At 54.9% G+C, this 26,369-nt stretch carries 41 protein-coding genes; 6 read left to right on the top strand and 35 right to left on the bottom strand.

The window, feature by feature from the left end:
* From mtrG to ABSB80_RS10230, 4 genes are all read left to right on the top strand, one after another.
* Positions 1–342 (top strand): tetrahydromethanopterin S-methyltransferase subunit MtrG (mtrG, locus tag ABSB80_RS10215; protein ID WP_428370519.1); only part of this gene is annotated, 342 nt, incomplete at its 5' end.
* A 17-nt stretch (positions 343–359) separates the two neighbouring features.
* On the top strand, positions 360–1,397 hold the full coding sequence (gene mtrH / locus ABSB80_RS10220; protein WP_428370520.1) for a tetrahydromethanopterin S-methyltransferase subunit H: 1,038 nt from the start codon (positions 360–362) through the stop codon (positions 1,395–1,397).
* 373 nt (positions 1,398–1,770) lie between these two features.
* Positions 1,771–2,589 carry a hypothetical protein gene (locus ABSB80_RS10225; protein ID WP_428370521.1) on the top strand — a complete coding sequence of 273 codons (819 nt, stop codon included), beginning with the start codon at positions 1,771–1,773 and terminating at the stop codon, positions 2,587–2,589.
* Between the two features lie 137 nt (positions 2,590–2,726).
* Positions 2,727–2,870 (top strand): hypothetical protein, encoded by a 144-nt coding sequence (locus tag ABSB80_RS10230; RefSeq protein ID WP_428370522.1) that lies wholly within the window; start codon positions 2,727–2,729, stop codon positions 2,868–2,870.
* A 145-nt stretch (positions 2,871–3,015) separates the two neighbouring features.
* Here the strand turns inward: ABSB80_RS10230 and ABSB80_RS10235 are convergent, their stop codons facing one another.
* The 3 genes from ABSB80_RS10235 to ABSB80_RS10245 all read right to left on the bottom strand — a co-directional run bounded on the left by ABSB80_RS10235 (position 3,016) and on the right by ABSB80_RS10245 (position 5,157).
* A complete protein-coding gene (locus ABSB80_RS10235; protein WP_428370523.1) occupies positions 3,016–3,642 on the bottom strand; it encodes a tetratricopeptide repeat protein in 627 nt (208 codons plus the stop codon).
* Between the two features lie 129 nt (positions 3,643–3,771).
* Positions 3,772–4,113, bottom strand: coding sequence for an STAS domain-containing protein (locus tag ABSB80_RS10240; RefSeq protein ID WP_428370524.1), 342 nt, complete (start codon positions 4,111–4,113; stop codon positions 3,772–3,774).
* A 468-nt stretch (positions 4,114–4,581) separates the two neighbouring features.
* Complete coding sequence (locus ABSB80_RS10245; protein ID WP_428370525.1) at positions 4,582–5,157, bottom strand: rubredoxin; 576 nt, start codon at positions 5,155–5,157, stop codon at positions 4,582–4,584.
* Between the two features lie 200 nt (positions 5,158–5,357).
* On the opposite strand from ABSB80_RS10245, the gene ABSB80_RS10250 reads away from it, so the two are divergent.
* Positions 5,358–5,951 (top strand): MarC family protein, encoded by a 594-nt coding sequence (locus ABSB80_RS10250; RefSeq protein WP_428370526.1) that lies wholly within the window; start codon positions 5,358–5,360, stop codon positions 5,949–5,951.
* A 29-nt stretch (positions 5,952–5,980) separates the two neighbouring features.
* Here the strand turns inward: ABSB80_RS10250 and ABSB80_RS10255 are convergent, their stop codons facing one another.
* From ABSB80_RS10255 to ABSB80_RS10400, 30 genes are all read right to left on the bottom strand, one after another.
* The gene (locus tag ABSB80_RS10255; protein ID WP_428370527.1) at positions 5,981–6,877 is read right to left on the bottom strand and encodes a DUF2156 domain-containing protein; all 897 of its coding nucleotides are present in this window, start codon (positions 6,875–6,877) and stop codon (positions 5,981–5,983) included.
* A complete protein-coding gene (locus tag ABSB80_RS10260) occupies positions 6,874–7,335 on the bottom strand; it encodes a GNAT family N-acetyltransferase (RefSeq protein ID WP_428370528.1) in 462 nt (153 codons plus the stop codon). The genes ABSB80_RS10255 and ABSB80_RS10260 overlap by 4 nt, the downstream gene beginning before the upstream one ends.
* A 77-nt stretch (positions 7,336–7,412) precedes the next feature.
* Positions 7,413–7,955, bottom strand: coding sequence for a (d)CMP kinase (gene cmk, locus ABSB80_RS10265; protein ID WP_428370529.1), 543 nt, complete (start codon positions 7,953–7,955; stop codon positions 7,413–7,415).
* On the bottom strand, positions 7,955–8,566 hold the full coding sequence (locus tag ABSB80_RS10270; protein WP_428370530.1) for a DUF106 domain-containing protein: 612 nt from the start codon (positions 8,564–8,566) through the stop codon (positions 7,955–7,957). The genes cmk and ABSB80_RS10270 overlap by 1 nt, the downstream gene beginning before the upstream one ends.
* A 4-nt stretch (positions 8,567–8,570) precedes the next feature.
* Complete coding sequence (locus ABSB80_RS10275) at positions 8,571–9,143, bottom strand: adenylate kinase (RefSeq protein WP_428370531.1); 573 nt, start codon at positions 9,141–9,143, stop codon at positions 8,571–8,573.
* 16 nt (positions 9,144–9,159) lie between these two features.
* The gene (secY, locus tag ABSB80_RS10280; RefSeq protein ID WP_428370532.1) at positions 9,160–10,593 is read right to left on the bottom strand and encodes a preprotein translocase subunit SecY; all 1,434 of its coding nucleotides are present in this window, start codon (positions 10,591–10,593) and stop codon (positions 9,160–9,162) included.
* A 30-nt stretch (positions 10,594–10,623) separates the two neighbouring features.
* Positions 10,624–11,052: an uL15 family ribosomal protein gene (locus ABSB80_RS10285; protein WP_428370533.1), complete on the bottom strand. Its 429-nt coding sequence runs from the start codon at positions 11,050–11,052 to the stop codon at positions 10,624–10,626.
* A 5-nt stretch (positions 11,053–11,057) separates the two neighbouring features.
* Positions 11,058–11,519 carry a 50S ribosomal protein L30 gene (locus ABSB80_RS10290; protein WP_428370534.1) on the bottom strand — a complete coding sequence of 154 codons (462 nt, stop codon included), beginning with the start codon at positions 11,517–11,519 and terminating at the stop codon, positions 11,058–11,060.
* Positions 11,520–12,137 (bottom strand): 30S ribosomal protein S5, encoded by a 618-nt coding sequence (locus ABSB80_RS10295; RefSeq protein ID WP_428370535.1) that lies wholly within the window; start codon positions 12,135–12,137, stop codon positions 11,520–11,522.
* A complete protein-coding gene (locus ABSB80_RS10300) occupies positions 12,138–12,662 on the bottom strand; it encodes a 50S ribosomal protein L18 (protein WP_428370536.1) in 525 nt (174 codons plus the stop codon).
* Positions 12,663–13,115: a 50S ribosomal protein L19e gene (locus ABSB80_RS10305; RefSeq protein ID WP_428370537.1), complete on the bottom strand. Its 453-nt coding sequence runs from the start codon at positions 13,113–13,115 to the stop codon at positions 12,663–12,665.
* Positions 13,108–13,860 carry a 50S ribosomal protein L32e gene (locus tag ABSB80_RS10310; RefSeq protein WP_428370538.1) on the bottom strand — a complete coding sequence of 251 codons (753 nt, stop codon included), beginning with the start codon at positions 13,858–13,860 and terminating at the stop codon, positions 13,108–13,110. The genes ABSB80_RS10305 and ABSB80_RS10310 overlap by 8 nt, the downstream gene beginning before the upstream one ends.
* 4 nt (positions 13,861–13,864) lie before the next feature.
* A complete protein-coding gene (locus ABSB80_RS10315) occupies positions 13,865–14,389 on the bottom strand; it encodes a 50S ribosomal protein L6 (protein ID WP_428370539.1) in 525 nt (174 codons plus the stop codon).
* Positions 14,390–14,400: 11 nt separating this feature from the next.
* A complete protein-coding gene (locus ABSB80_RS10320; protein ID WP_428370540.1) occupies positions 14,401–14,793 on the bottom strand; it encodes a 30S ribosomal protein S8 in 393 nt (130 codons plus the stop codon).
* Positions 14,794–14,806: 13 nt separating this feature from the next.
* Positions 14,807–14,962, bottom strand: a complete 156-nt coding sequence (locus ABSB80_RS10325; RefSeq protein ID WP_292415985.1) for a 30S ribosomal protein S14 — start codon at positions 14,960–14,962, stop codon at positions 14,807–14,809.
* On the bottom strand, positions 14,962–15,459 hold the full coding sequence (locus ABSB80_RS10330) for a 50S ribosomal protein L5 (RefSeq protein WP_428370541.1): 498 nt from the start codon (positions 15,457–15,459) through the stop codon (positions 14,962–14,964). The genes ABSB80_RS10325 and ABSB80_RS10330 overlap by 1 nt, the downstream gene beginning before the upstream one ends.
* Positions 15,460–15,464: 5 nt before the next feature.
* Complete coding sequence (locus tag ABSB80_RS10335) at positions 15,465–16,190, bottom strand: 30S ribosomal protein S4e (RefSeq protein ID WP_428370542.1); 726 nt, start codon at positions 16,188–16,190, stop codon at positions 15,465–15,467.
* Complete coding sequence (rplX, locus tag ABSB80_RS10340; protein WP_428370543.1) at positions 16,190–16,555, bottom strand: 50S ribosomal protein L24; 366 nt, start codon at positions 16,553–16,555, stop codon at positions 16,190–16,192. Before rplX ends, ABSB80_RS10335 begins: the two co-directional genes overlap by 1 nt.
* 10 nt (positions 16,556–16,565) lie before the next feature.
* Positions 16,566–16,964, bottom strand: a complete 399-nt coding sequence (locus tag ABSB80_RS10345) for a 50S ribosomal protein L14 (protein WP_424720338.1) — start codon at positions 16,962–16,964, stop codon at positions 16,566–16,568.
* Positions 16,961–17,287: a 30S ribosomal protein S17 gene (locus ABSB80_RS10350; protein WP_428370544.1), complete on the bottom strand. Its 327-nt coding sequence runs from the start codon at positions 17,285–17,287 to the stop codon at positions 16,961–16,963. The genes ABSB80_RS10345 and ABSB80_RS10350 overlap by 4 nt, the downstream gene beginning before the upstream one ends.
* Positions 17,287–17,571, bottom strand: a complete 285-nt coding sequence (locus ABSB80_RS10355; protein WP_428370545.1) for a ribonuclease P protein component 1 — start codon at positions 17,569–17,571, stop codon at positions 17,287–17,289. Before ABSB80_RS10355 ends, ABSB80_RS10350 begins: the two co-directional genes overlap by 1 nt.
* On the bottom strand, positions 17,568–17,771 hold the full coding sequence (rpmC, locus tag ABSB80_RS10360) for a 50S ribosomal protein L29 (protein ID WP_428370546.1): 204 nt from the start codon (positions 17,769–17,771) through the stop codon (positions 17,568–17,570). The genes ABSB80_RS10355 and rpmC overlap by 4 nt, the downstream gene beginning before the upstream one ends.
* A complete protein-coding gene (locus ABSB80_RS10365; protein WP_428370547.1) occupies positions 17,771–18,466 on the bottom strand; it encodes a 30S ribosomal protein S3 in 696 nt (231 codons plus the stop codon). The genes rpmC and ABSB80_RS10365 overlap by 1 nt, the downstream gene beginning before the upstream one ends.
* The gene (locus ABSB80_RS10370; protein WP_428370548.1) at positions 18,466–18,930 is read right to left on the bottom strand and encodes a 50S ribosomal protein L22; all 465 of its coding nucleotides are present in this window, start codon (positions 18,928–18,930) and stop codon (positions 18,466–18,468) included. The genes ABSB80_RS10365 and ABSB80_RS10370 overlap by 1 nt, the downstream gene beginning before the upstream one ends.
* A gap of 5 nt (positions 18,931–18,935) precedes the next feature.
* Positions 18,936–19,355, bottom strand: coding sequence for a 30S ribosomal protein S19 (locus ABSB80_RS10375; RefSeq protein ID WP_428370549.1), 420 nt, complete (start codon positions 19,353–19,355; stop codon positions 18,936–18,938).
* Positions 19,356–19,360: 5 nt separating this feature from the next.
* A complete protein-coding gene (locus ABSB80_RS10380) occupies positions 19,361–20,077 on the bottom strand; it encodes a 50S ribosomal protein L2 (RefSeq protein ID WP_428370550.1) in 717 nt (238 codons plus the stop codon).
* Positions 20,078–20,086: 9 nt separating this feature from the next.
* Positions 20,087–20,335 (bottom strand): 50S ribosomal protein L23, encoded by a 249-nt coding sequence (locus ABSB80_RS10385; protein WP_428370551.1) that lies wholly within the window; start codon positions 20,333–20,335, stop codon positions 20,087–20,089.
* Positions 20,336–21,082 (bottom strand): 50S ribosomal protein L4, encoded by a 747-nt coding sequence (gene rpl4p, locus ABSB80_RS10390; protein WP_428370552.1) that lies wholly within the window; start codon positions 21,080–21,082, stop codon positions 20,336–20,338. It abuts the gene before it with no gap.
* Positions 21,083–21,088: 6 nt separating this feature from the next.
* Positions 21,089–22,102, bottom strand: coding sequence for a 50S ribosomal protein L3 (locus tag ABSB80_RS10395; protein WP_428370553.1), 1,014 nt, complete (start codon positions 22,100–22,102; stop codon positions 21,089–21,091).
* A 640-nt stretch (positions 22,103–22,742) separates the two neighbouring features.
* The gene (locus ABSB80_RS10400; RefSeq protein WP_428370554.1) at positions 22,743–23,147 is read right to left on the bottom strand and encodes a Tfx family DNA-binding protein; all 405 of its coding nucleotides are present in this window, start codon (positions 23,145–23,147) and stop codon (positions 22,743–22,745) included.
* 203 nt (positions 23,148–23,350) lie between these two features.
* Here ABSB80_RS10400 and ABSB80_RS10405 point away from each other — a divergent pair, with 203 nt between their 5' ends.
* Positions 23,351–24,190 carry a F420-dependent methylenetetrahydromethanopterin dehydrogenase gene (locus ABSB80_RS10405; RefSeq protein WP_428370555.1) on the top strand — a complete coding sequence of 280 codons (840 nt, stop codon included), beginning with the start codon at positions 23,351–23,353 and terminating at the stop codon, positions 24,188–24,190.
* 6 nt (positions 24,191–24,196) lie between these two features.
* Here ABSB80_RS10405 and ABSB80_RS10410 read toward each other — a convergent pair whose 3' ends face one another.
* Complete coding sequence (locus ABSB80_RS10410) at positions 24,197–25,126, bottom strand: galactose-1-phosphate uridylyltransferase (protein WP_428370556.1); 930 nt, start codon at positions 25,124–25,126, stop codon at positions 24,197–24,199.
* A gap of 168 nt (positions 25,127–25,294) precedes the next feature.
* Positions 25,295–26,284: a 5,10-methylenetetrahydromethanopterin reductase gene (locus ABSB80_RS10415; RefSeq protein ID WP_428370557.1), complete on the bottom strand. Its 990-nt coding sequence runs from the start codon at positions 26,282–26,284 to the stop codon at positions 25,295–25,297.
* Between the last annotated feature and the right edge of the window lie 85 nt (positions 26,285–26,369).

The following is a 26,369-nucleotide window of genomic DNA, read 5'->3' on the forward strand; positions in this document are numbered from 1 at the left end:
AACATCATGGAAAGCGAAGACCTGGGCGCCATCAAGGCCAAGATCAACGAACTCAAGGCCCGGGACCCGGGCGCGTTCGCTGCTGACCCCATCGTCGTCGAGGTCAAGGAAGCTGCAGGCGGGCAGGAAGTTGGCGCTGCGAGTGCAAACCCCCAGTTCCTCGAGATCGAGAAGAGACTCGACAAGGTCGAGAAGAGGATCGAGTTCGTGGATGCCGAGGTTGCACAGCGTGTTGGACGAAAGATTGGTCGGGATATCGGCATACTGTACGGCCTCATGGCAGGCGTTATCGTATTTGTGATGCTGTTGTTTTTGTACCAGAAATTGATGACAATGGTATAACGGAGGTGTAAAAGAATATGTTCAGATTTGAAAAAGAACAGAGTGTCTGGGACTTCAACGGCACCAAGATCGGTGGACAGCCCGGCGAGTACCCGACGGTACTGGGTGCCTCAATCTTCTACAACAAGCACGAGGTTGTGCTTGATGACAAAAAGGGCACTATCGACAAGGCAAAGGCAGAGGCGCTGTGGAACCGCTGTCAGGTTCTGTCTGACCTGACCGGCATTCCGCACTTCATCCAGATTATCGCGGAATACGGCGAGGCATTCGAGAGCTACTTCAGCTGGTTCGACAGCATCGACAACAAGACCGCGTTCCTGATGGACTCATCGGTACCGAAGGCACTTGCCCATGCATGCAAGTACGTGACCGATGTCGGGCTTGCACACCGTGCGATCTACAACTCGATCAACGGTTCAATCATGCCCGAGAGCATTGAAGCCCTGAAGAACAGTGATGTGGATGCAGCCATCGTCCTCGCATTCAACCCTGCAGACCCGTCGGTTGCAGGCAGGGAGAAAGTGCTCGTTGAAGGTGGCGTCGCAGGACAGACCAAGGGGATGCTTGAGATCGCAGAGTATTGCGGTATCAAGCGCCCGATCCTCGACACTGCAGCAACCCCGCTCGGTCTCGGCTCCGGCGGTTCATACCGTGAGATTCTCGCCTGCAAGGCAATCCACGGCTACCCGACCGGTGGTGCATACCATAACATGACCGTTTCCTGGACCTGGCTCAAGCGCTGGAAGGGAACGAGCAAGACCCCCTCGGTACTGGCAGCAGGATACCAGGGCAAAGACCTCCTGCTCCAGCAGATGTCCCACCACTACCTCGGCGGAATTGAGGGCATCAAGCAGGCTGCCTGGTCAGCACCCGATATCGGCTGCAACATGATTGCAAGCACTCTCGGTGCAGACCTCATCATGTACGGACCAATCGAGAACGTCGAAGCAATGATCACGGCACAGGCCTACACGGATATCGTCGTCCTTGAGGCAACCCGCCAGCTCGGGATCGAGTGCAAGGCAGAAAGCCACCCAATCTTCAAACTCATTTAAATTTTTTTTTGGTAAGGGTTCGAAGAACCCGAACCACGAGAAGAAATTCTCAAATTTCTTCGAATTCCGAAAAATCTCGCGCAGCGAGATTTGAGGAGGAGGAGAATTCGTCAGAATTCTTCGACTGAGTATTGAGCGAAGCGAAATTCGAGGACGAGAAGAAACCATCAGGTTTCTTCGAGTTCCGACTAATCGAGTAGTTTCGACCCGCAATCTGCATTCCTGCCTTCAGACTCTTTTTAGAAGCCAATGATGTGCGTGACATTTAACACAACATAAAGTATATATTACAAAATGTATTATATACTTTACAAGATGCGGGTACACACCACTCAGCCCGCATCAGGAATTATTCCAGAGAGATGATACAAGAATGAAACTACCTACACCCAGTTACCGGGTAGTCGCCATCATCGCAATAGTAGTGTCGGTGATCGGGCTTATCATGAGCCCGGTCAGCGCGGCGACTGCCTTCTCTCCCTCAGGAGACCCTGCAGGGATTCCCGCGGGCAATACCGCCTATCATCATACATTCAACAGCACCCGGCAGGCAGCACGGCTCCAGACGGTCCTTGCAAACCTCACCCAGCAGGGAGTAGACACGAGCCCGGCCCAGGCTGACCTTGCGGCAGGCAATGTAACGGCGGCCTTCCAGTGGCTCATGGCCTATCATAATGATCATCCGGATAATGCGGTGAATGGCCCCCGGGAGCACGCGGTGAACGCCACAGCACAGGTAGCCCATCTTCAGACCGTTCTCACCGGCCTCAGCCAGAAGGGAGTGGATGTATCCCAGGCCACGGCCGACCTTGCCGCTGGTAACATCACCGGCGCGATGCAGGAGCTGATGACCCTGCACAAGGATCATCCGGGCATAATGGCAAACAACACGCAGCTGACGACACGGCTCCAGAGCGGGGTCACGAAGCTTGCACAGCAGGGTGTTGATGTGAGCGGGGTACAGGCTGATCTTGCCTCCGGCAACGTGAATGGAGCGATGCAGTGGATGGCCGCGTACCATACGGCACAACCCAACGCGAACGGGACGAGCTGGCACGGCGGCAACAGCACCTGGTGGCAGAAGGGAGGCTCGTTCCAGCCGCACCATGCGGGTTCTGGCAACCAGACCTCATCGCACTCAGGGTTCACGGGTGCAGGGAACTGGACGCATGAACGCAGGGCGGGAGCATAACCTGCCGGCATCGGTTCTGGCGCGTCTGCGGTTGATGTAATAATTCTTTCAAGGGGAAAAATTCGCAACCAACAGCAGATGTATCAGATCCTGGCCGTATACCATTTTTACGACGGCATAACGGTGGTCCTTTTCAGATGAATGAACAGACAAAGAACGAGTTAGAGATAATCGGCGGAGGGATGGTATGGTTCGCGTTCCTCCTTGCAGGCTTCACCTCACTGACCGTTATAGCAGGCGGGCTATATCTCGGGTTTCTCGGATGCAAGATGTATTATTAGACTGTCACTACACCCGAGACCTGATTCCGGTTTTTGCTCCCTCCGTTTATCTGTCTGCGAAGGGTTTTGCCATAATCACTGTCATCAGGGAACTGATCTGAAAAATGAATTGGCAACCTCTCGGGTGCCGGGATGAGAGATTTCCCTATGTTCTCCCCGTTCGCTGCGGGAAGTTCACGATCCTTATCGCCTCGTCCGCTTCCTTCAACCTCCCGAGGTTGCGGAGCGCTATCGCCTTATTGTACCAGACGAACGAATTGATCGGGTTGGATTCAATCGCTTTTTCGAAATATCTGAGGGCTTCTTCATTTTTCCCGAGTTCCCGGAGGGCAATCCCTTTTGCCGTCATTGCCCGGATGTTTTTCGGACTGGATTCAAGTATGAGATCAAAGCAGGTGATCGCCTCTTTGTATCTCCCCAGCTCGTTTAAGGAATATCCCTTGTTGGCAAGAGCGAAGCTGTACTCCGGATCGATCGAGAGGGCATGATCGAAACAGTCTATCGCCTCTTCATGCCGGCGGATCTTTCGCAGGGTGTAGCCTTTTTCGTACCAGACCGTGACGAGGTCCGGATTGATGGCAATCGCCTTGTCATAACAGGCAATGGCATCCTCGTGCCTGCCGAGATAGTAATAGACCTTGCCTTGGTTTTCAAGCGCCACCGTATTGTTCCCGTCAATCTTGAGGATAGTGTCATACTGGGAAATAGCATCGTCATAACGCCCGGCCTTCGCGAGGATGTGCGCCTTGTCAAGCATTGCGGGGATATCCATACTACTCATATTACCATTCACACGGGGTATGATAATACCTTCCTGTTCACGGTTGTGACCGGTTCCTTCGCGCCGGGTCCCAGCCCCCGCATACCGACCAGTTGCTCTTTCATACCGCACAGGGGAGTGTCAGGTGGATACAGCCCGGACCGCGTCAGGTCTGGATGCATAGATGGAAATGAGCTGAGAGAACCCGGACATGCTGAAGATGTGGGCAACAAACGGCGAAAGGGAATATATTCCGAACCTCCCTCCGGAACTCTTCATCATCTTTGCGATCGCCAGGATGACCCGGAGCCCGGAACTCGAGATGTACCGGGTCCCGGAAAAGTCACAGAGCAGCACTCGTGGCCCTTCGAGAACCCAACCTTTGAGCTCAAGGTCCAGGCCCATCGCCGTAACGTGGTCGATCTGGGAGGGCATATGGACAAAAATGATCTCCCCCTCGTTTTCTGTGGTGCAGAGTGTCATCGTCAGTCTTCCTGACTGCCAATCCTGTACCTTTACTGTAAACCAGCCCACCCAATAAAAGGTTCGGGTTTGGGACAGGGGCGGTGTTGACTTCGATACATCCATAGTCCGACACATTCGAACACGAAGCCGGGTTCACTCGGGAATTGCCGAATATCACTCGGAACACCGAAAAAGGATACGGATAAAAGGGGGAAGTGGAGGTATTGTTCATATTCAGAGAATGATTGTACGAGTATTAAAAAAATAGGCTCTGTAGAAACCCTATTTTATCGTGTGATTCGCTTATATTCTTAAATAATTATGAGTGTGACCTCCTCTCTCAAGTCGAAGAACCCTCCGGGTTCTTCTCCAGCCTGTTCCTCCCTTCGGGAAGAGCATTCCCCCCAAGAGCGTCTACGATGAAAGCCAATGATTTCTCCAGAACCAAAAAAATACAATTTCGCGAAAAAAAGATTGGGGATTATCTCAATCGTACAACGCTGAAAAACCCTGCTTGAGAACATTCCCATATCGTAGTACAATTTTAGGATCCGTTGCACAGACAGGACAGACATAGTCATCCGGAAGGTCCTCAAATTTTGTCCCGGGTTTGATACCACGATGGGGTTCACCGCGTTTTTCATCATAGATATAATCGCACATGGAACAGATATAGCGGGTCGGACGCCATTCATCAAAGCCCCACGTGCCAATCTTGCCCTTTCCCTCCATTCCGCACACCGGGCAGACATATGTCTCCGGGAGATCTTCAAACGCAGTACCTGCAGGGATGCCGTTGTGCGGTTCCCCACGGAGGGGCGAATAGACGTACCCGCAGAGTCTGCACTTGTACCGTGTCATATCCTTTGATGCCGCTTTTCCAGCCTTCTTTTTTGGGGAGACTTTCGTCGCCCCCTTCTTTATCGCGGTCGTTTTCTTCGCAGGGGCCTTCCTCTCAGGTACGGATTTCCTCACCGCGGATGCAGATCGCTTGTTCGCTGCCGCAGGTTTCGTGGCCTTCTTCAGACCACCTTTTTTCGACGATGCTGCTGCTTTTGCCATGAAAACTTCACCATCGCGGCCTCTCTCTTCTGCCATTGCAGGAAAGGTTCCGCTTTACTTGAACATAGAGAGTGCCGGCTTTTATATATTATGGATAATGCAAAACGGCCGGATCGTACCGTGCAGCCCGCACGGGTCCGCAGGACGGCTGAACCCTAATTTTATCCCAGATAAGAGTGTATATTCCTGATCAGACGAAAATGGACCTCATTCCCGGTATTATCTACTCCTTCGCCGCCCTGTTCATCATCCTGGACCCTCTCCTCTCCGTACCCATATTTGCTGCGATGACGAAAGGGCAGACCCCGGCAGAAATTCATAAACAGGCGTTCATTGCAGTTTCTGTTGCAGGGGGGCTGATGTACCTTTTCCTCATCTTCAACAAAACGATCTTTGATATCCTCGGGCTGACCCTGCCGAGTTTCCAGATAGCCGGCGGCATCCTTCTCTTCCTCCTCGGGATCCAGGAGGCGCTCGGGATCGAGATAGGCCACTGCAAAGATCGTGCAAAAACCGCAGCGGGCGTGGTCATCGGAACGCCGCTCCTCTGCGGACCGGGGACGATCACTACCGTGATGCTCCTTTCAAAGGATTACGGGCTCCTCATCCCATTTATCGCAATCACCCTCTCGCTCCTCGCTACCTGGCTCATCCTGTACTATTCTGAACTGATCCAGCGCGTACTTGGCGAAGTGGTCACCGATATCATGGGCAAGGTTCTCGGCATGCTTGTTGCGGCCATTGCCATCAAGATCGTCGCTTCGGGCGTGATGGCAATGGCAACCGTTCATTGACCGGATATTTTTTTTGAAAACAGATCTGGTTACGAATCCCGCTTCATCGAGAAGACTTCCACCAGATGGTGCGGGTGGTACCTCATCTTCGCCTCCCGCAGGCCGGCGACGCCGAGGTCACTTTCGCGGTTTATGTAGGCAAACCGCTTTGCAAGAATTGCAGCCGTCTCAGTATTGATCGCCTTGTAGATGCCTTCGCAGTCGGGCAGGCCTTTCTCGAAATGCACGAGCGCCGTATCCTCGGTCATGGGTTCAAAGAGCGCGATGGCGCCGACCTTGGAGAAGACCCGGATAATAAGTCCACTGAGTGGGAGCTCGTCGAAATGGTCGATGGCAAAAAAAACCGCTTCCTTCTCGTGCGCAAGGACCGGGTCGCCTTCGCAGCCTTTCCATTCACACCACTCGATGAGGAACCGTTTTACTTCCTCCCAGTTTTCCCGTGAGATCGGCTCGACCGTGTTCGCGCAGGTACGACGGAACTTGTTGACCTGGCGGCGGATAGTCAGGTAATTTTTTCCGGGAAGCTCCGCGAGGTCGAGGGAGCGGTACACGTATTCGAAGTGGTTCCGGTCGGGGACCAGGTTGATCCCGGGACAGACTTCCCGCATCCAGATGGCGGTCTCGGGATCGATCAGGACGACAGGCTCGTTGTCACTGACGTCCGATGCCAGGCGGATCAGGGACCGGAGAAGTGCCGGGTTCCGGGGGCCGATCGGGGCTCGGAACCTCGTGACGCTGCCGATCGTGCTTGCAATTACGACATTTTTCTCAACATAAGCGTAACAGTATGAAGCATAATGGTTCCAGCAGACCATGTTGGTGAAGGTGTTATCACTGTGGACCTGCGGGTAATGGGCATAGTGCTTCTCGAAAAATTCCCGGTCTGCAAGGGTCACGGGCCTGAAATTATCCTGGGTGAGCATCATGGATCCCTCTTTAGCAGCAGGGGGATATACCCTTTCATCGGAGAGAACCCCAGGGGCTGGTAAAATGACTCGGTGCCGGGTTCCGCGATGAGCCCGATCCAGGAGATTCCCGAACCGGTACATCGAGCGACCAGAGCCGCAATAATCCCCGCACCGATCCCCCTCTTCCGGTAGGCGGGAAGGACGACAAGATCCTGGATGTACCCGTCAAAGACGCCGTCAGAGATAACCCTCCCCATCCCGATCGCATGCCCGGTTTTCCGATCGATCGCGACAGCGAAGGCGAAGCTGCCCCGGATCAGGCCGGGAAGCGAGTCCGGATCATATTCTTCCTTCCACCACCCGCCTGCGCGATAGAGCTGGACAATCTCGTCCTTGTCCCAGGTATCAACCAGCCGGATGATAATTTCATCGTCCAATCCGGTCACCTCCCGCAGGGTGATTATGTGCGTGCTCACGAAAAAGTTCTCCGGACATATCATCACCGGCCTGCAGAGAAATCGTCAGGCCTGCGGCTCTGCCGCAGAACAAACGGCTATCGGGTTTCATCAGGTTTCAACCGGGCGATCGCCGTATCAATGATCGCACCCAGTCCTTCGACACCCCAGTGTTCCGAGTTCAGGATGATGTGATAGATGGAGAGATCCGAGATGTCGATGGAATAGTACGAGCGATAGCGGTCAGCCTCGCACTGTTCCCGTTCCAGTGTGAGCGCCGCTGCTGTTTTTTCATCAGCCACGTTGTCGCGGGTGGCAATCCGTTGTATCCGGCAGCCGATGGGGGCATAGAGCCACACTTTGAGGTCCGCACCATCAACCATCCAGCCGGAGAGCCTGCCTTCAACAATGATGTCGTCCCGCTTCTGTGCGATCTCTTTCTGGCGGGCATCGATCATCTTATCATAGGAGGGATCCTGCCGGGCAAGGTTGCCGAACCGGGCCAGCTCCATGTTGTGTTCCCGTGCGAGCTGGCGGAAGACCTCTCCCGCAGAGATCATAGAAAACCCGTGGCGCTCCGCAAGGTACCGTGAGAGTGAGGTTGTCCCGCTTCCGGGCAGCCCGCTCACGGTGATCCGCATCAGAGTCCCCCGATGTTTAAGGACTTCCGGATGACTTGGCTTAAGGTGATTGAACAGACCATGTACCAGATCATCCACGCCGGGATCACCCAGATGACCGCTTCAGGGAGGTTATGGGTCCCGAGATACGGCATGGTTATCGTGCTCTTTATCTGGCTCAGGCGGTAGAGAAGCCAGAAAAAGATCGGGACGGTCAGGACAAGGATATACGCCATCGGCTTGAACTGCTGCTGGGACATCTCAAGCTGTTCCTTCATGACCCGGTCTTTTTTCGCTTCCAGTTTCTTGATCTTCTTTTCGTCCTGAGAGAGCTGGGCTTCACGGTACTCTGCCTGGAACTCCTTCATCCGTTCCTGTGACTCGGTCATCTTCTCATAATCGATCGTGTACTTCTGGACGATCGATGAGTACAGGCCCGTGAGACCTGAGAGGCCGATGATCAGGACATAAAAGGGAATATTGAATTCTGTGACAAACGGGGCAAACGCCGCGTCCATGTTCTGGCCGACATCCTGACGCAGCCACGGGACCGTATATGCCCACATCATGAGGAACATGAAGCCAAAGGTGAGCCAGATGCTGTATTCACCCCAGATCTTGCGGAAATTCATTTATTCACCTGAGGACTTCTGCAAGTTCGGTTGAGGACCGTTCGAGCAGGAAATCAGCGTTCGTGATAATTTTTATCGTACAACCGGTCATCATCGCGTATGCCGCGGCAATGGAGCGGTTGAACTGCTGGTGCTCCGAGATGGACCGGGACCCCTCTTTGTCCCGGGCTCTCGTCTCGTCCGTGAGCCGGCGGATGAGGATCTGGTCATCATCGGTCTCAACAAGAATGATGATATCCGGCATGATCTCGCGGAGCACCCATTCGGGCAGCCCTGCAAGGTAACCTTTTGGTGTTTTGACCGACGCGTGAGTATCGATCAGCACGTTTCCCGGGAGCTGCGCAATAGCCTGTGCTGCCCGCTGCTGGAGACGCTTCTGGTCTGCACGGTCCAGGGTGCGCATCTGGTCCCTGTCCTGAACGAGATTGTCGTTCTTTGCAACCTCGAACATGAAGGTACCGAAATTGATCGACTGGTACTCCACGCCAATTGTTTTGAGTTTTTTTAATGCCTCGTTGACAACCGTTGTCTTACCGACACCCGGTACGCCGGTTATGATGACCTTTTTTCCAACCATCCTCGTCCCTTTCCTGTTACTCTTTGCCAAAGAAGGTCCGCATGAACGGGTACATTTCCATGATCTGCTGGCTTGCAATCTCCTCGTAGAGACGGTACGTGATACTTACGGTCAGGAGCAGTCCTGTCCCGCTCACCGCACCGATGACACCAAAGAGGTTTGCAATGACACTGAGCACACCGATAAAGACACCGCCGATAACGGTCACACGGGGAATATACCGGTCAAGGTACTTTTCAAGCACCTGCGGGTTCCGCCGGTAGCCAGGGATGGACATGCCGGACAGCTGGATCTGGCGGGCCACGTCCTTTGAATCGAGCCCGGCAGTCTTGATCCAGAAGAGTGCAAAGATCGCACCTCCGACTACCATGAATGTGATATCTATTCCCATCCGTAATAGCACCTGCCATACCGCATGCCCGAGATCAGTCGTCCACCACATCCACTGGCTCGGACCATTGATCGGGGCAAGATACCACATGATACCATTCTGGGGTGTCGAGCCGCTGAACGTCCCGAACATGGTGATACCGACATTGGACAGGAACATCCCGACCATCTGGATATTTGCCTGCAGTACCCGCACGAGGATCATGGGGAGGACACTCGCATAGATCAGTTTGACCGGGAAACGGGCCCGGGCGCCGCGCACCTGCGCATGAGCAAGGGGAATCTCGATCCGCGTGGACTCCACGTATACGATGATGAGGAAGATAGCTATGGTCGTGATGAACGCAAGGATATTCGTACCGAAGTACGTGAGATAACTGCCCCCGTCCAACCCGATGGCGACGAGTCGCGGAAAGAACCCGGTCGGATACTGGTCCTGTACCTTTGCCCAGTTGATGAACCCACTGACGAGCGCCTGGGATATTCCGGCAATGATGAAGAGACCGACACCGGATCCGATGCCCCATTTGGTCACCACTTCATCCATGAAGAAGATGAGGACCCCCCCGATGCAGATCTGGATGAAGATGAGGAGGGATACGGCAAACAGGTTGCCACCAAAGAACTGGGTAGCAATGGTCGGATTGGGCTGCATGAAACTGCCGACAAGGTTTGGCGCTGCCTCGATCACGATCATCACCATGATGAGGATCTTCTGCAGTCCCATGTACATGACCTGTCCGCGTGTCTCGCTCGTGTCAATGTGGAGGATATCTGCACCTTTCAGCAGCTGGAGAACGATGGACGCAGTGACGATCGGCCCGATACCAAGGTGAACGATCGATCCACTGGCACCGGCGAGAAGTGCACGCCATGCCGAAAATAAATCCTGACTCGCGGGGGCGAGACCGAAGATCGGGATATTCGTCAGGACAAAATACAAAATCAATATTCCCAGCGTCCAGATCAGTTTATTCTTGAAATGAACGTGTCCCTCAGGGCTCTTGACTGCGGGCATCGCAGCAAGCAGGGGTTCCATTCGATCCAGCAGGTTTCCCATTGTTTCACCAAAAAATTGTCTGTATTGTCGTTAAACAACCTGTGCTTTTCCGCCCATCTTTTCGATCTTTGCCTTTGCGGTCCCGGAGAATGCTTCGGCAGAGATGTTGATCTTTCGGGTGACCTTCCCGCTTCCAAGGACTTTTTCGATACCCATGTCAGCGATATTGATCACGACTGCGTCCCCCTCCTGCCTGGCAATACCCTGTGCAAGGAGCGAAGGAACTATCTGGTCCAGTGCCCCGACATCGATGGCGGTTACTTCGGTTCCGGTCGGGTTGCAGAACCCGTCCTTGCCGAATACCGGTCCACCCATCTCCTTGTACCACTTGACAAAGTGGTGGGCGTTGATACCGGCACGGCCCCTGCCGCCGCGGTTGCCTGCACCGCGCCGGTTCTTGTGGGTGCCGCCACCGCATGTCCGCGATCCGCGGTATTTTGAACGTTTGTTGGTTGGCATCCTCATCACCTCATCTTGTAGAGGAGAGTATTGATCTCCTGACCATAATAGCCAAGCGCTCCGCCTTGCGGGAAGGTGCGTTTGGTGGTCTTGTATCCCTTGCGCGGGGGGTGAAGCCGGAGTACTGGCTTGAGCCCCGGTACATCGCGCAGTTTCGTCTCCCCACCTGCCAGCGCCTTTGCGAATTCGGCAATACCGCTGTACGTTGAGTTTGACTTGATGTAATCATCCGTGAGCGGGGCATCGCCGATAACCCGGCCCCGGGTCTGGAGCAGCGTCTCGATGGTCGCTGCATCGACCTCGCCATAGGCGACATAGTCCTTTACTTTCCGGATCATGCCGAGGTTTTCGGGAGAGTCCGGCACGAGCACACAGTGGTTGATGTGGTGCAGGCGCAGCATCTTGAGCGTGTCCTTGATGTCCCGCCGGGTTTTCACTACCCCGCGGACCTGAACTACTGCGTACATTTACTGAGACCTCCCTGTCCTGATCATATTGGTCTCCTTGAGTGCGTTGAAGGTCGCCTTGGCAAAGTTGATGGTGGTGCGGGTCTGTCCCCGCGCAAATGTCCAGACATCCTTGATACCGGCGAGCTCGAGCACTTTCTTGCTGATGTCACCGGTGACAAGCCCGATTCCCTGGGGTGCGGGCTTGAGGGTGACCCTGACACTGCCGGCGGTACCGGTGACCTGCATGGGAATCGAATGGGAAACATCGCACCCGCATTCCCAACTGCCGCAGCCGCGCTGGACCCTGATGAGGTTCATCTTTGCCTTGACGATCGCCTTCTTGATTGCATCGCCGACCTGCACGTCCTTGCCCTGGCCGAACCCGATGTAGCCGTTGCGGTTGCCGACTATGACGACTGCACGGAACTGGACACGGCGGCCCGAGTCGGTCATCCGCTGCATCATCGCGATATCAAGGACTTCGTCCTCAAGATCGGGAAGGAACGTGTCAACGATCTGGGGTTCCTTGATCGGCCTGCCGCTTGCGAGGACCTGATCGATGCTCTTGATATCTCCCTCAGCGACAAGTTTGCCAAGACCGGTGACCGGATGCCATTCTTCTCGTTCGTACGCCATTTACGCCATCTCCTTCTTTATGGCATCTGCCACCTGCTCGACAACCCTGACGATATCGCCTGCATTCTTGTTGTATGCCGTAATATGCGCCCCCTTGATGCGCTCATCCGAGGGGAGGATCTCCTCGCCATAGGGGATCTCCAGCCCTGCATCGACTGCACCCTTGAGGGCAGCGAATACCCGGGCCCCCGGTGTTGCACGGTTGAGCCCGATGTCCAGGACTGCACTGTCCTGCTGGGCTTTCTTTGCCTTTACGGCGAAGAGCATGCCCGTGAGGTAGGCTGCCGGTGTGCTGGAAGTCGATCCTTTGTACCCGTATTTCTCGAGTTCGGCGGAATTTGCTGCAACGAGCGTGCGGTCGCCTTCCATCTCAGCAACGACGAGCTGGACGATGATGTGCCGGTTTGTCTTCCTGACAACCATCCGGGGCACATCCGCGACCACGAGCCGCGTCCGCTGGTAATAATCGGTCTTGCCTTCCCTCCGTCTCCGGAAGGGGACAAAATACCGTGGTCCTGTAGCCATTTACTTCATCCTCCCTGCGAGGATCTCCATCTGCGCCTTCATGTGCGCGACGCTCCTGAACTGGCCCCCGGCCGCTTTGCGGTAGAGGAGGCGGTACATGTGCCGGTCAATGGTACCGGCCGTGCGCAGTTCAACGAGCACTTTCCTGATCGCACGGATCTTCTGGACCCATGCGGTCTTGCTCGGATTGCGGGCACCTGCTGCACCCTTCCGTTTTCCTGCACCCTTGCGGTGCCCGTAGGACCGCTGGGCGATCCGTGCGCGGGCCCTGCCGCGGCTGACGCCCTTCTTCTGGCGTGCCTTGATCGCGCCATCCGTTACGAGTCCCCGGAGGTCCTCACGCGAGATTGCGTTCTCGATATCGGAGAGACGGGCCGGATCGAACCAGACGCGGTTCACCCCGCATTTCATGATGGACGCGGCAATGCGTTTCTGGCTGGCGACGTCACTCATTCTTCTTCACTCCTGAACCGCTCTTTTTTGCCTTCGGTTTTGAGACTGCTTTGGGTTTTGCTTCAGTCTTTTCCTGAGGTTTCTCGGCCTTTGGCTTTGCAGCCTTTGCTGCGGGTTTTGCCGCTGCCTTCTCTTTCTTTGCGGGTTTATCCGCAGGTTTCCCGGCGGGTTCCGCCTTCGGCCTGGAAGACTTCTTTGCGGCTGCCGGTGCCTTCTTCTCATTAGTCACGGGAGCCGGTTTCTCCTTCTTGGCTTCCTTCTTTGCCGGGGTGGCAGCTTTCCTGGGCTTTGCGGGTTTTTTCTCTTCTTTTTTCTGCTTCCCTTCGTCCTTTGCGGCTGCCTTTGCCGGTTCTTTCTCTGCCCTGGGCTTTACGTTCCGGGCATTCAGGACCTTGAGACCTGCACCGATTGCCTTTTCCTGAAGTCCGACCCGCTTCCGGTCGCCAACGGTTGCGGAAATCCGCACTGCCTGGGTCTTCGGGTCCAGGCCGTCGAGTTCCTTTACGGAGGAGACGAGCACTTCGAAAAAGCCGCTCGGGTGCATGTTCCGCACGGCAAGAGGGCTGCCAAATCCCGGCTTGGGGAGAGCACCCTTCGCCTTCTTCTGCTCCCGCTGCTTGTTGTGCTGTCCACGGGGCTTTCTCCATGAGTCGGAGAGCTGTCGTTTCTTACCGAACCCGTCGCGCTTGAAGCTTGCGCCCTTCTCTTTGCGCACCCGGATCAGTCGCTTTACTTCTGTTGTCATCTCTTCAGCCTCTCTGGACCATGTAAATTCCGTCCTGGAACACCCGCGGGTCACGGTTGCGGATATGAGTGGCATGTTCGATGTTTGCTGCCGAGTTCCCGACAAGTTCGCGGTCGATCCCGGTGAGGACAACTTCATCGTTCGCCACTTTTGCCACAACACCGGACTCGATCCGTGCGTACCTCGCCTTCTTCTCGCCAAGGAAATTGGCAATCTCAAGCCGGTTTCCATGCAGCTTGAGCTGGATGGGGAAGTGGCTGTACACCACTTTCATTCGGTACTCGAACCCTTCACTGACGCCACGGCACATGTTCTTCGTGTGCGCCTCAAGGGTACCGACCATTGCCGTGATCTCCTTTCTCCCGGAATCGGTCGAGATGGTGACTTCGCTGCCATCACAGGTCATGGTGACCTGGGGGAACCGCATATTGCGGGTGAGCTGCCCCTTGGGACCTGTCACTTTGAGCTGCGTTCCGTCAAGCTGGGCTTTTACGCCCTCGGGAATCTTCACTTTTCGTACTGCTGACATCTTCGCACCCCCTAGTAGACGTACCCGAGCAGTTCGCCGCCGATACCTTCTTTCCTCGCCTGTTCGTGGGACATGACACCACGCGAGGTCGAAAGCATCAGGAGCCCGAAGTTCTTGCCGGGCAGGTACTGCTTCTCCCAGTATTCCATCTCATCCAGCTGTACTGAAAACCGCGGCGTTATTGCACCGCAGCGGTTGATCCTGCCCGTGAGGTTGACCCTGAGCTGTCCGCCCCTGCCATCCTCCACGAACTCGAAGCTGCCGATGTAACCGGCATCCTGCATAATGCGGAGCATTGCGCCAAGGAGTTTGCTTGCGGGCTCGATGATACATACGGACTTGCCGGTATCCCCTGCATTTTTGAGGGTGCACATCCCGTCTGCTATTGTATTCAGTCGTGTCATTCTTGCTCACTCCTCAGCTCATCTTCTTGAAACCCATCTTCTGGGCCCACTCGCGGAAGCACTGCCGGCAGAACATGATATGGTACCTGCGCACGAGGCCCTGCTTCCGGCCGCACATCTTGCATTCGTTCGCACCGCGACCGTAGATCTTCTTCCTTTCTCCAGCCATTAGCGCACCTCTACCTGATAGGTGTCCTTGAGAAACGCGATCGCATCCTGTTTGCTGACGCGCTGCTTTGCCGGGAGTTTCTTCTGCTCCATGCGCCTGCGGGTGATCCGTATACCTCTGCGTTCGAGCACCACGTTCACATCCATGCCATAGATACCGATCTGCGGATCATAGGACATACCGGGGAAGTCCGTATGCTCCTCAATACCGAACGAGAAATTCCCGCTCGTGTCAAGCTGGCTCTCAAAGAGCGTCTTGTCGACGATCTTTAAGGAGGTCTCGAAGAAGTCACGGGCAGGCTTGCCGCGGAGGGTTACCTTGCAGCCGATCGGGGCACCTTTCCTGACGGAAAAGGCAGGCTGCGTCTTCTTGGCAATGCTCCGGATCGGTGTCTGCTTCGTGATCGTCTTCATGATGTTTTCCGCTTTCACCAGCTTCTCGCCGCTCTCGCCGACACCCATGTGGACGACGATCTTGTCGATGTAGACATCGCGCATTGATGTCACTCTTCATGCCCCCATTTTGCTATTGCGGGTTCCTGCTTTCCTACCATGTAGATGTAGGGGGCGATCGTGTCGAACCGGGTTCCCGCCTTCTCGTCCTCGAGGACGATCTTGTTGGGAACGCTCCCGGGCATCTTGACGATCTCAACGATCCGTGCGACATTACCGGAGTGGCGGCCACCGATAACCATGGCCATGTTGCCGACAGCGAACGGGAAGTGATCGAGGATCGTGAACCGGTTACCGGGTTCGAGGGAGAGCACGACCGAATCGCCGGCCTTGTAGGTATTGTCCGCGAGCAGGTTGGCGCCGTCCCGCAGGTTCAGCTGGACTTTGCCACCGGTGACAACGGTCTTGTTCGTGACCTTGCACAGCCGGGTCTTGGCAGCCTCTGCATCAATCTCGACGGAGACATGGCGGCCGTTCCTGTCACGCAGGATGCGGTAGTACCTGTTGATCTTCGGCAGGGCGATGATATCGAAGATGCCGATCCCCATCTTGGGGTCGCGGCAGGCCCGGCCATTGATGATCACATCGTTCTGCCCGAGGATCTGCTTTATCTCCTTCATGTTCCGTGCATAGTCCATGTGGTCACGGAGCCAGACGGCTATCGGCATCGCGTTCGCATTGTGCGGGCCCGGCGCGGTCTTGGTGATGAATTTCGTGGTCTTCTTTGCGATGTGCCACGAGTCCGGGGCATTCAGTCGCTTCAGGTGTTCTGACATTATTCGGCCTCCCCGAGTTTTGCCACGCGGCGTTTGTCTGCGAGGTTCAGTTTGGTGAGCTGCACGTTCGATGCGTCGATCAGGCGCGGGACTTCTGTGCCGTCGGCTTTGGTGGACGAGACCCCGTGGACAACGATCTTTGCCTTTACCGTGTTGACGGCGTCGACCAGGCCCTCATCTCCTGCAAAATCCCCACGGGTCACTTTTACGGTGTCTCCCTTGATGACACGCAGCGTCTTCTTTTTGTAGTTCTCCTTCAGGTCCTCTGATAGGGGTGCGTTCAGGAATTTTGTCCTCACGTGTGACGGTGCGCTGTAGCGGGCCTTTCTCTGTTTTCTTGGCTGTTCGCTTTTGATTCTTACCATGCTGCACACCTCATACGATGATCGTTGCCATCGAACCGAGCTTGGGGAAGCGTTCAGCGACTTCACGGGCAACGGGTCCCTTGATCTCAGTTCCCTTGGGTTCGTTCTTCTCATCCACGACGACAACAGCGTTGTCATCGAAGGAGACCCGCATACCGTTGGGCCTGCGCATCTCCTTCTTCGCGCGGATGACCACTGCACGCACCAGCTTGCGGCGCATGTCGGGGGTGCCTTTCTGGACGCTCACCGTGGCGAGATCCCCCAGCCCCAGCTTGGGCTGACGGCGCCTGACACCATGGTAGCCGAAGACAGAGATGATCTGCACGGTCCTGGCACCGGTGTTATCAGCGCATGCCAGCCTCGTCCCCGTTGCAAGGGCCCTCGGCGTCTTGGACTGCTTTGCCTTCATGGCTTCTGCACCTCCACAACGACGAAGGTCGTGCTCTTCGAAAGCGGTCTGCACTCGGCTATCTTCACCATGTCCCCGACCTTGGCCTGGATGCAGGGCGGGTTGTGGGCATGGAGTTTCGAGCTTCGTTTCTCGTACCGCTTGTATTTACGGACGTAGTGCATGTAGTTCCGTGCAACCACGACCGTCCCCATCATTCGATCGCTCACGACTTTACCGGTGATCACCTGGCCGCGCACCGGTAAAGTGCCGTGAAACGGACAATTAACGTCCTTGCACGCCTCTTTTGGTGCCTGGACGTTCAATCCAATGTTTTGTGCCATTATGGTATCCTCTTCTTTTCGTGCAGGCTGATCCTTTTTTCAGGAGCCAGAACCATCACGGATCCATCTATCTCAACAAGTTCACTGCCCGGGAGACGTACGCGGAATGTACTGTGCATCTTGGGGATGCGCCGGATCCCGCGGCATGTCTGGATTGCGAGCATGTTCTTTGTCTCATCGATGATGCGACCGGATATTCCCTTATGCAGGGGGTTTGCGGCTCCCGAGACCAGAACGTCCAAGCCGATCAGTTCGTGGCGGAGGACATTCTGGGAAGAGATCATGCAGTTCTCCTGCGGTTCTGCTCAGTCAACATGCGGGCGATGGTTCGCCTCAGTTCGCGGATATGTCCGGGGTTTTCGGTGGCGCCACCGGCACTTACCTTGCCGTAGTGCTGGATAAGTTCCATCCGGAGTTTTCCCATCTGTTCCTGCAGTTCGATATCTGACAGCTGCTGGACATCATGAGCCCTGAATATCGCCATCACTGTTCCTCCCCTAATCTCTCATCAGGAAGTGCAGGCTCTTCAGTATCGGTATCGCCAATAGCGGTGACTGTTGCAGCCGGGGCCTGCCTCTTCTTCTCCTGTTCGATGACCGAGAAGTGGTCGGGCAGTTTTGCTCCGGCAGGAACGAGCTTGACCTGGACGCCGATGACGCCGAGTTTCTTGATCGCCACCGCGTATCCTTTCTCGACAAGCGTGTTGCTCGGTTCGCCGCAGTGCTTGATGTACCCTTCGGTAAACTTCTGGGTACGGGCGCGGGCCCCGGTCAGTTTCCCGGCGATGACTACTTCACACCCGAGCGCACCGGAATCCATGACGCGGCGCAGGATGCTTGTTCCGGCCTTGCGGAAGTACCAGCCGCGCTCAAGGGCGTTTGCAAGTCTCTCGGCCATGATCTGGGCATTGAAACTGGGGTTGGTGACCTGCTGGACCTCGATCTGCGGCGATTCGACACCGTAGTTCTGGGCAAGGTCCAGGGTGAGCTGATGGACCAGCTTGCCGCCCTTGCCAATCACAATCCCCGGTTTCTCGGCAAAGATGGTGACTTGGGTACCGAGAGGAGTCCGGGCGATATCCATACCCCCGTAGCCGGCGCGTTTCAGTTCCTTGGACAGGTACTTTTCGACACGGGCTTTCCTGACACCCTCAGCAATGAACTTTCTCTCTACCGCCATTACGCCACCTCACGGACAATGATCTCAATGTTTACGGTTTCGCGGACTTTGGGGGTTGCCCTTCCCATCGCACGGGGGAAGAAGGCTTTCTGTGCCCGCCCGCGGTTCGCCGACGCATGGATGATCTCGAGGTTTTCTGCATCGAGACCGATGTACTCGGCATTCTTTTTGACCGATTCAAGGATCCGAATATATTCCTTTGACGCTTTGACCGGGTACCGGCCTGCATCCCAGTTACCGGGAAGACCGCGTTTGTGCGCAACATTCCGGTTGAAATACCTGAAAGGGACCGCCTTTTTCAACTTGACGACATCATTCAGGTATGCAATTGCTTCATTCACCCGTTTGTTCCTGATGAACCCGGCGATCTCTATCGAATGCTTTGGCGACACGTTAATTTCGTTGGCCTTTGCTTTTGCCACGTTGTCGCCCTTGATCTTATTTGAATAATCAATGCGTGCCATGTCCATCACTTCAGCGGAACGTACTTGCTGCCTCTGGTCGCACCGATACCGGCGCTCCCATGAGAGACCCTCTTCCTTGTCAATGCAAACTCCCCGAGATAGTGGAAGACCGACTCCGGCTGGAACTCGACTTTCACGAACTCCTTGCCATTGTAAATCTCAATGATTTTGCCTACCATCTCCGGCATGACGATCATTTCACGAAGGTGCGTCCGGATCTTCTCGTCGCCTTCTCGGACCTTTGCGAGTAACGTCTCTTCACCACGGGAGAACCCGCGGACGATCTTGCGGCGGGGACGGGCTGGCATAAGGGGAAGGAGTTCGCTCATCCCCATCGCTTTCAGCTCGTCGATCTTGTAGCCGCGATAGGTGAACTCCTCACGCCGTCTTGGCATTCTCTTCTGTGTCTTTTTAGGTGCTGCCATACCCATCACTTCCTGCTCTTACCTGTCCTGCGTGCTGCCACATGGCCGACGGTCCTGCCTGGGGAGGTTCCCCGTGCAATGGTCTTGGGGCGGCCGGTATGCTGGTGTCCGCCGCCGCCGAACGGGTGGTCGATGACGTTCATCGCGACACCACGGACACGTGGCCAGTTGGATGCGGTGTTCTGCATCTTGTGGTACTTGTTGCCTGCTTTCACAAACGGTTTCTCGACACGGCCGCCTCCGGCAACGATCCCAACGGTTGCCCGGCAGCGGTGGTTGAACCATTTCGTCTTGCCGCTGGGCATCCTGACGCCGACACGGTCTTCAATCTTGTCGACCACGACTGCCTGGACTCCCGATGAACGCACGAACTTGCCGCCATCATTTGGGCGGGCTTCGATATTGCAGATGAATGTACCGGTGGGAATATTCTGGAGCGTGAGCGTGTTGCCGTTCTTAACGTCGACATTGGCACCCCAGGTAATGATCTCCCCGATGCCAAGCCCTTCGGTGACGAGCATGTAGACTTTTTTCCCGTCTTCAAGTTTAACGAGCGCGATCGGCGCATTCCGGGCGGGATCGTGTTCGATATCGATGACCGTCCCCGTGATCTTCTGCGTGTCGTCACCGATGTGTTTGAGTTCTGCCTTGTACCGGTGGGATGGTGCCCGGTATGTCGGGCCTCCCTTGCCCCGGCTTTGTGTTGTGATTCGATGTCCCATGCTCCCCACCTACATTATACCGAGCCGGCTGAGGATCTCCTCGGCGGCTTTGTCGTTCTCAAAGCTCACGATTGCCTTCTTCTGGCCGTGCATGTTCATCAGGGTGCGGACGCTCCTGACATTCTGCCCAAACGCTTTTTCAAGCTCGCGCTTGATGTCGTCTTTGGTTGCTTCGCGGGTGACGAGAAACTGGAGTTTGCTCTGGTTCTCCAAGAGGACCATTGCCTTCTCTGTCACAAACGGGTACTTGAGGGTCATTTATCTCCCCCCCAGGCGCATGAGTGCACCTTCTGTCCAGACCGTCAGACGTCCGGCCTGCATTCCGGGTGCTAGGTGCTCAACATTCAGCTGGTCAACGGTAACGACGTCGACACCGGAAAGGTTGCGTGCTGCGAGCAGCGGTTTTTCTGCGGTCACAATCAGGAGGCTCTTGCGCTGCTTGAACCTGCGTCCGCGCATCTTGCCTCTTCCTGCCTTGACCTTCTTGCTCTCCTTTGCCCGTTCGATGTCATTGTAGACACCTGCAGTGGTAAGTGCAGAGATGACGTCCTGCGTGCGGCCGAGTGACTCGAGCGTATCCTCAAAGACGATCGGTACTGCACCTTCGAAAGTGTGTCCCCGGAGTTTGAGAAGGTTCTTGCTGATACTTGCGGCAACAGCGGACCGGAAGGCCTTCTGTTTTTCCTTCTGGTTGATCTCCTTGATCAATATCTTCGCAACGACCGGGGGGTGTGCCTCGCGGCCACCTTTTGCCTGCGGGACTTTTGCTGCACGCGACCCGTTCTTGATACGGGGAACGTGGGATGAACCGCGACCGCTTCCCCAGCCGACTGCCGATGAACAGATACCTGCATACGGGTATGTCCCGTGCGGCTGTCTCCGTGTGCTCTGGAGGGCCATCACTGCCTTCTTGATCAGATCGGGGCGGTAATCCTCGGAAAAGATCTCCGGGAGTTCGATGTCTTTTGTGACTCCGCCGTCAAGTGATTTAACCTGTGCTTTCATCTCTGATCATCCCTGCTTGCTCTGGACGCTCACGAACTGGATTGTCGGCATCCTGACGACATGTTCACCCTGGCGGATTGCCGGACGGATACGGATGAGCCGTTTTACCGGGCCGGGAATTGACCCTTTTATGAGAACATACGGGTTCTTGAGTACACCGTAATGGAGGAATCCACCGGCCGGGGTTACCTCACTGGCATCCTCGCTGATTTTCAGGATCCGCTTGTTGAATTCGGTTCGCTGCTGGAATCCCATCTGTCCGATCTGGGGAACTTCCCAGCGGATGTGGTGCGGGTTCCACGGGCCAAGAGTGCCGATGTGGCGCTCTTTGCCGCCGACTGCGTGTTTGCGCTTTCGCAGGGCGACTCCCCAGCGCTTTACGACACCCTGTGTCCCCTTACCGGTTGTTATTGCGGTAATGTCTGCATAGGCACCCGTCTGGACCACACTTTCGAGGGATACTTCTTTCCCGAGAAGACCTTGGGCAAATTCAAACTGTTTGCCGAGGTCTGCACCGCCGATCTTGATCTCCATCAGGTCGGGAACTTTCTTGGGAACACCGGAGAGAGATGCCGGTTGTGTATACGTAAGAACATGGATCTCGGCTACCGTACCTGCCTTTAAGGCATCCGAAAATTTCTTGAGTGCTGCTTCCTTGTCGTAGTCTTTGGGCAGGGTAATCCTGCGCCCAAGCACGCTGTCAAGCTGGTCCGCCCATATCTCCGTCAAGGCGTGTTTGCCATAGGTATCCCGTGAATAGGCACGGATTGCGGCAACTTTCATGGTGGGGACTTCGATAACGGTGACGGACACCATGATCTCTTTCCCCTCGGTAGGACTGTTTTTGTGATCGTCCACCATGACAACATGCGTCATACCTACTTTGTATCCGGCAAACCCCTGCAGGATCGGTGCTCCCTGGCTGGGGGCCCACGACTGGTATTTCGGGATCGGGCTCTTTGCACGCTTCCTTGGGCTGAATGCAAGAGAACCACGGCGTGGTCTGTTTATTTTTGGCATGTGTAAATCAATCCTTTCTGCGTGTAGGTTATTCTCATTGCGACACGAATTGACATTAATCCGAGATTGTGTGATAACTCCGCTTCTCTAAAAGCCAACACGCGACACGGGTGCTTCATCGAATGCAGATCCCGTGTGCAGTCCATTCTGGTGGACTGTATTGTTCTGGACGAATCCTTCACCCGGCTCTGGATATGCGTATGAGACCAGCTCATCGCTCTGCTGGTGTGCACCAGCGTCCCTGTCTCGCGAAAGAAGATCCTGACTATAGCGCTTCCTCCTGCCGTATTTTACAGCATGAGGACCGGGCTCGTTGCACGAACGTCCGCCCATGCGCCTGATCAGACCCACTCTGTCAGCCTGTTGTGATAAATCACAACTCCTTCTCGGGGTACCCTCCCGCCCGGGAGGGTCTCCACCAATCTGGGTATACCCACGGCAGAACCGCTCCTGTGTCCGGAGGCCAGGTCCTGCCGTATGCAAAATCCGGCATGCACCGTAACGTCAGGCACGCGGGTCCGCAAAGGATAACCTCATATCGGCTTCCATAATTATTGCAGAGAGAAGAATATAAATATATGCCAGCTTTTGGGGAGAAGTTCTGAGGTTCCTCATCAAATCCGGAAGGTCGCTGTATCTTTTACCCAAAATACAGTTCTCCCTGGTCGGTTATGTATACGCTGATATCCTCGCACACAACACGGGCCTTGCATGACTGGGACCTCGACTCCCTCAACCGGTTTATCAGGGAAATGGTATCGTATTTGACCTTGATATTGATCTTCTCTGCTTCCCCGAATATGATTGCAGGAACGTTGAAAAGGTCCGTTCCTGACGGTATGGTACAGAGGTGTGTCGCATCAAGGGTGTAGAGGAATTCGAGCGTCTCTTTTGCCCGACGGATGTTCTCCATGGCGCTCTTTTCGATAGTGCAGACATTCGCCTTTGACGTGGAGATGATGTCAGCTATCTGCTGCTGGGTCAGACCCTGCTTTCGATACCTGAGAACTTCCATCTGGCGATCAGTGAGCAACCCGTCCTTCATAGTATCAATTTTTCCATCTGAACTTAAACACTTTTCGTTAACATCGCAATTCAGATCCTTTGACAGCCAGAATCGCAGGGAAAGTCTTTAATAAAATCAAAAATACTGATTTTCCCCGTTTTTCGGGAGACAGGACATTTCAAAATGTTTATATGAATACCGGGTCATATAACGTGTTATAAAAAATATCGAGGTGATATTAGATGGTTGTTAAAGTAGGCGTTGCCAAATTGGGCAACATTGCAAGTGGTGTGATGGCAGAGCTGCTTCTCGATGAGAGAGCAGACCGTGAAGATATGCAAACATTCATGGCGACCAGCGGGACTAAACTCGAGCCGGCGGATGTTGACCGCGTGGTCTCCAACCTGAAGGCATATAAACCGGACTTCTGTATTGTAGTCTCCCCCAACGGGGTTCTTCCAGGACCGACCGGTGCCCGCGAACAGCTCGCTGCAGCAGGCATCCCGGTTGTCATCATCACTGATGATGTAACCACGAAGAAGGAGTGGGAAGGAGTCAAGGCCAGCAAGTTCGGGTACATCATCATGAAGGCCGACTCCATGATCGGCGCCCGCCGCGAGTTCCTCGACCCCGTCGAGATGGCCGACTACAACGGCAACCTCGTCAAAGTGCTGGCACTTACCGGTGCATTCCGCAAGATGCAGCTTGCCCTTGACAAGGTCATCGACCAGGTCAAGGCCGGAAAGAAAGGCGATGCAATTGAGCTGCCGAAGGTCATCATGACCACTGACAAGGCTGTCGATGGCGAGTTCACCAACCCCTACGCGCTTGCAAAGGCACGCGCTGCCCACGAGATCGCCATGGCTGTTGCAGGCCAGAACGTCAAGGGCTGCTTCATGACCAAGGAATGGGAGAAATACATCCCGATCGTTGCAAGCGCTCACGAGATGATGAAGGTCGCGGCACAACTCTGTGACCAGGCCCGCGAGCTCGAGAAGGCAGGAGACAGCGTCTTCCGCCAGCCCCACAAGAAGGATGGCATTATCGTCAACAAGAAGAAACTCGTTGCAAAATTCGAGTAAATTTTTTTATTTTTTTGTGTTTCTATAGAAATTTCCCAGGTCTTCAGGGAGTGTCATGATGATCGGCTCAAGGTGCAGTCGCTCCATGAACGCGGAGTCGCTTGTCGCCAACGGATTCGGGTTGATCCGGGAGATAAGAGAACAGAATGCAGAGAGATCGCCGTCGTCTCCATCCTTGTTGAAAAAAAGAGACAGGTTGAATGCGCATGTCCCGAACTTCCTGTACAGGGAAAGAATTTCGAGGATCCCACCAGCCAGAAGGTCCACGTACGGATCAACTTCGCCGAGCGACGAGACCGGCAGGATCCCCCGCACTTCGCGTTCTCCCTGCGGGACAGCATGGGCAGACCAGACGATTTCCTCCCCGAATAAATAGCGGTCAGATGCCTTCTCCGCATCCCGTATGTCGTCCCAGTAGGCCCTGCCATACTGGTGCCGGTATTGCCTGCCGGCGGCCAGATATCGTTCGACAATCCTGGATGGCGCTGAATCACAAAGCCCCTGCATATGAGGATGCACCAGGCTTGCCCCTGCTGACGGGAGAAAATTCCAGTTGATGCTGGCATAGCCCTTGTAACGGCGAAGAGCTTCGATCTGCCCTGAGAGTGCATCGATAATCTGGTGTCTGGTGAACGATGTAACCCAGTGATCCCGGGTAATCACGGTAACAACATGTCCTTCCCCAAAAGGAAAGAGGTTGGGAAATGTCACGCTTTCTCCGCAGGTTATCCGTGAACCGTCCGGGAATGTCGGCGTGACAGAAAAAACATTCTCCCGGCAAAAAGGGCAGTCCCCCGGGTCCGGGGGATTATACGATGCCTGATCGATGTGTCGCTTCGAGCGATCAGGACTGATCCTGCATCTCAGCCCGGTAAATTGCTCTTCACGGTATTGTAATGTCCCTGAAGGGGTGATCACTTCTCTGACTGAAAACATTCCCATTCATGGTTATATTTCCGACAGGAACAGATAGTCATTTGCACATGAATGAACAGGCCATTGAGGGCAGACGTTTCCGTTTGGAGGGGAACCAACAAAGAAAAAAGGTTTTTCCAAGGCATCATTGCCTTGTTCGTCGTAGCCAGCAGAAACCGAGTTCCGCGCTTATACGACATGCTTGCCGAGCAGGCGGATGGAGTTGGTCATGTCGGGACCGAGTGGTGAACCGAAGATAATCTGGGTGACGCCGGCTTTGGTCAGGGCATCACACTTTGCCTTCACCATTTCAGGAGTACCTGCAATGGTAAATGCATCGATCTCTTTGTCTCCCACGAGTTCCCCGACAGTCTTGAAGTCGAACTTACCCAGTGCCGCCTTAATCTTTGCGACATTATTAAGGTCAAGACCGTGGCGGGTGAGGAGGTCCGGCGGTGAGCCGGCTGCGATGAACGCGGCGACAATCTTTGCAGCGTTTCGTGCCTTCTTCTCGCTCTGGTCGATGGACATGGCGGTGTACGCACCGATATCAAAGTTCTTCTTGCCGACTTTATCAGCTGCGGCCTTGATGATCGGAATCGCGATTGCGAAGTCCTTAGGGTTGGATGCATTAATTAACGCACCATCACCAACACGTCCCGCGAGTTCAAGAACCTTGGGACCCTGCGCACCGATGTAGATCGGGACGCCTTTCTTCTTGTCAGGAAGGTTGACACCGGTCAGCTTGGCACCATCGTAGTCAAAGAATGCCATTCCTGATTTTTTGACTTCCTCACCGGCACAGAGCTTACGGATCTGCGTTACAGCCTCCTCGAGCCGTGCAACCGGCTTTTCTGCCTTGATTGCAAGTTTTGGGAGCGTTGAGAGGTCCCCGGGCCCGATACCGAGGACTGCGCGTCCATCGGAAATCTCGTTGAGCGTGCAGAAGAACGATGCCATTGCGGCAGGGGTGTCCGTGAATGAGTTCATGATACCCGGGCCCATCTTCAGGGTCGTGGTCGCCTGCGCGATCGCGGCGAGGGTGGGGTAGCAGTGGCGGTTGTTGTAGTGGTTTGTGATCCATGCGAAATCTATGTCTTTGGACTCTGCAAGTTTACAGAAGTTGACAACTTGCTTTACATTGACATTTCCTGGTACGAATTCTATTCCATATGTCAAGGCTTGTTCACCTCATTGAGTATTACCGTACACGCATTTAAATAAATTATCATTTTACGTTGGCACTTTTTGATGATCCGTTCGC

The sequence above is a fragment of the Methanoregula sp. genome, from assembly GCF_050010295.1.
In the GTDB taxonomy this organism is placed as follows: Archaea; Halobacteriota; Methanomicrobia; order Methanomicrobiales; family Methanospirillaceae; genus Methanoregula.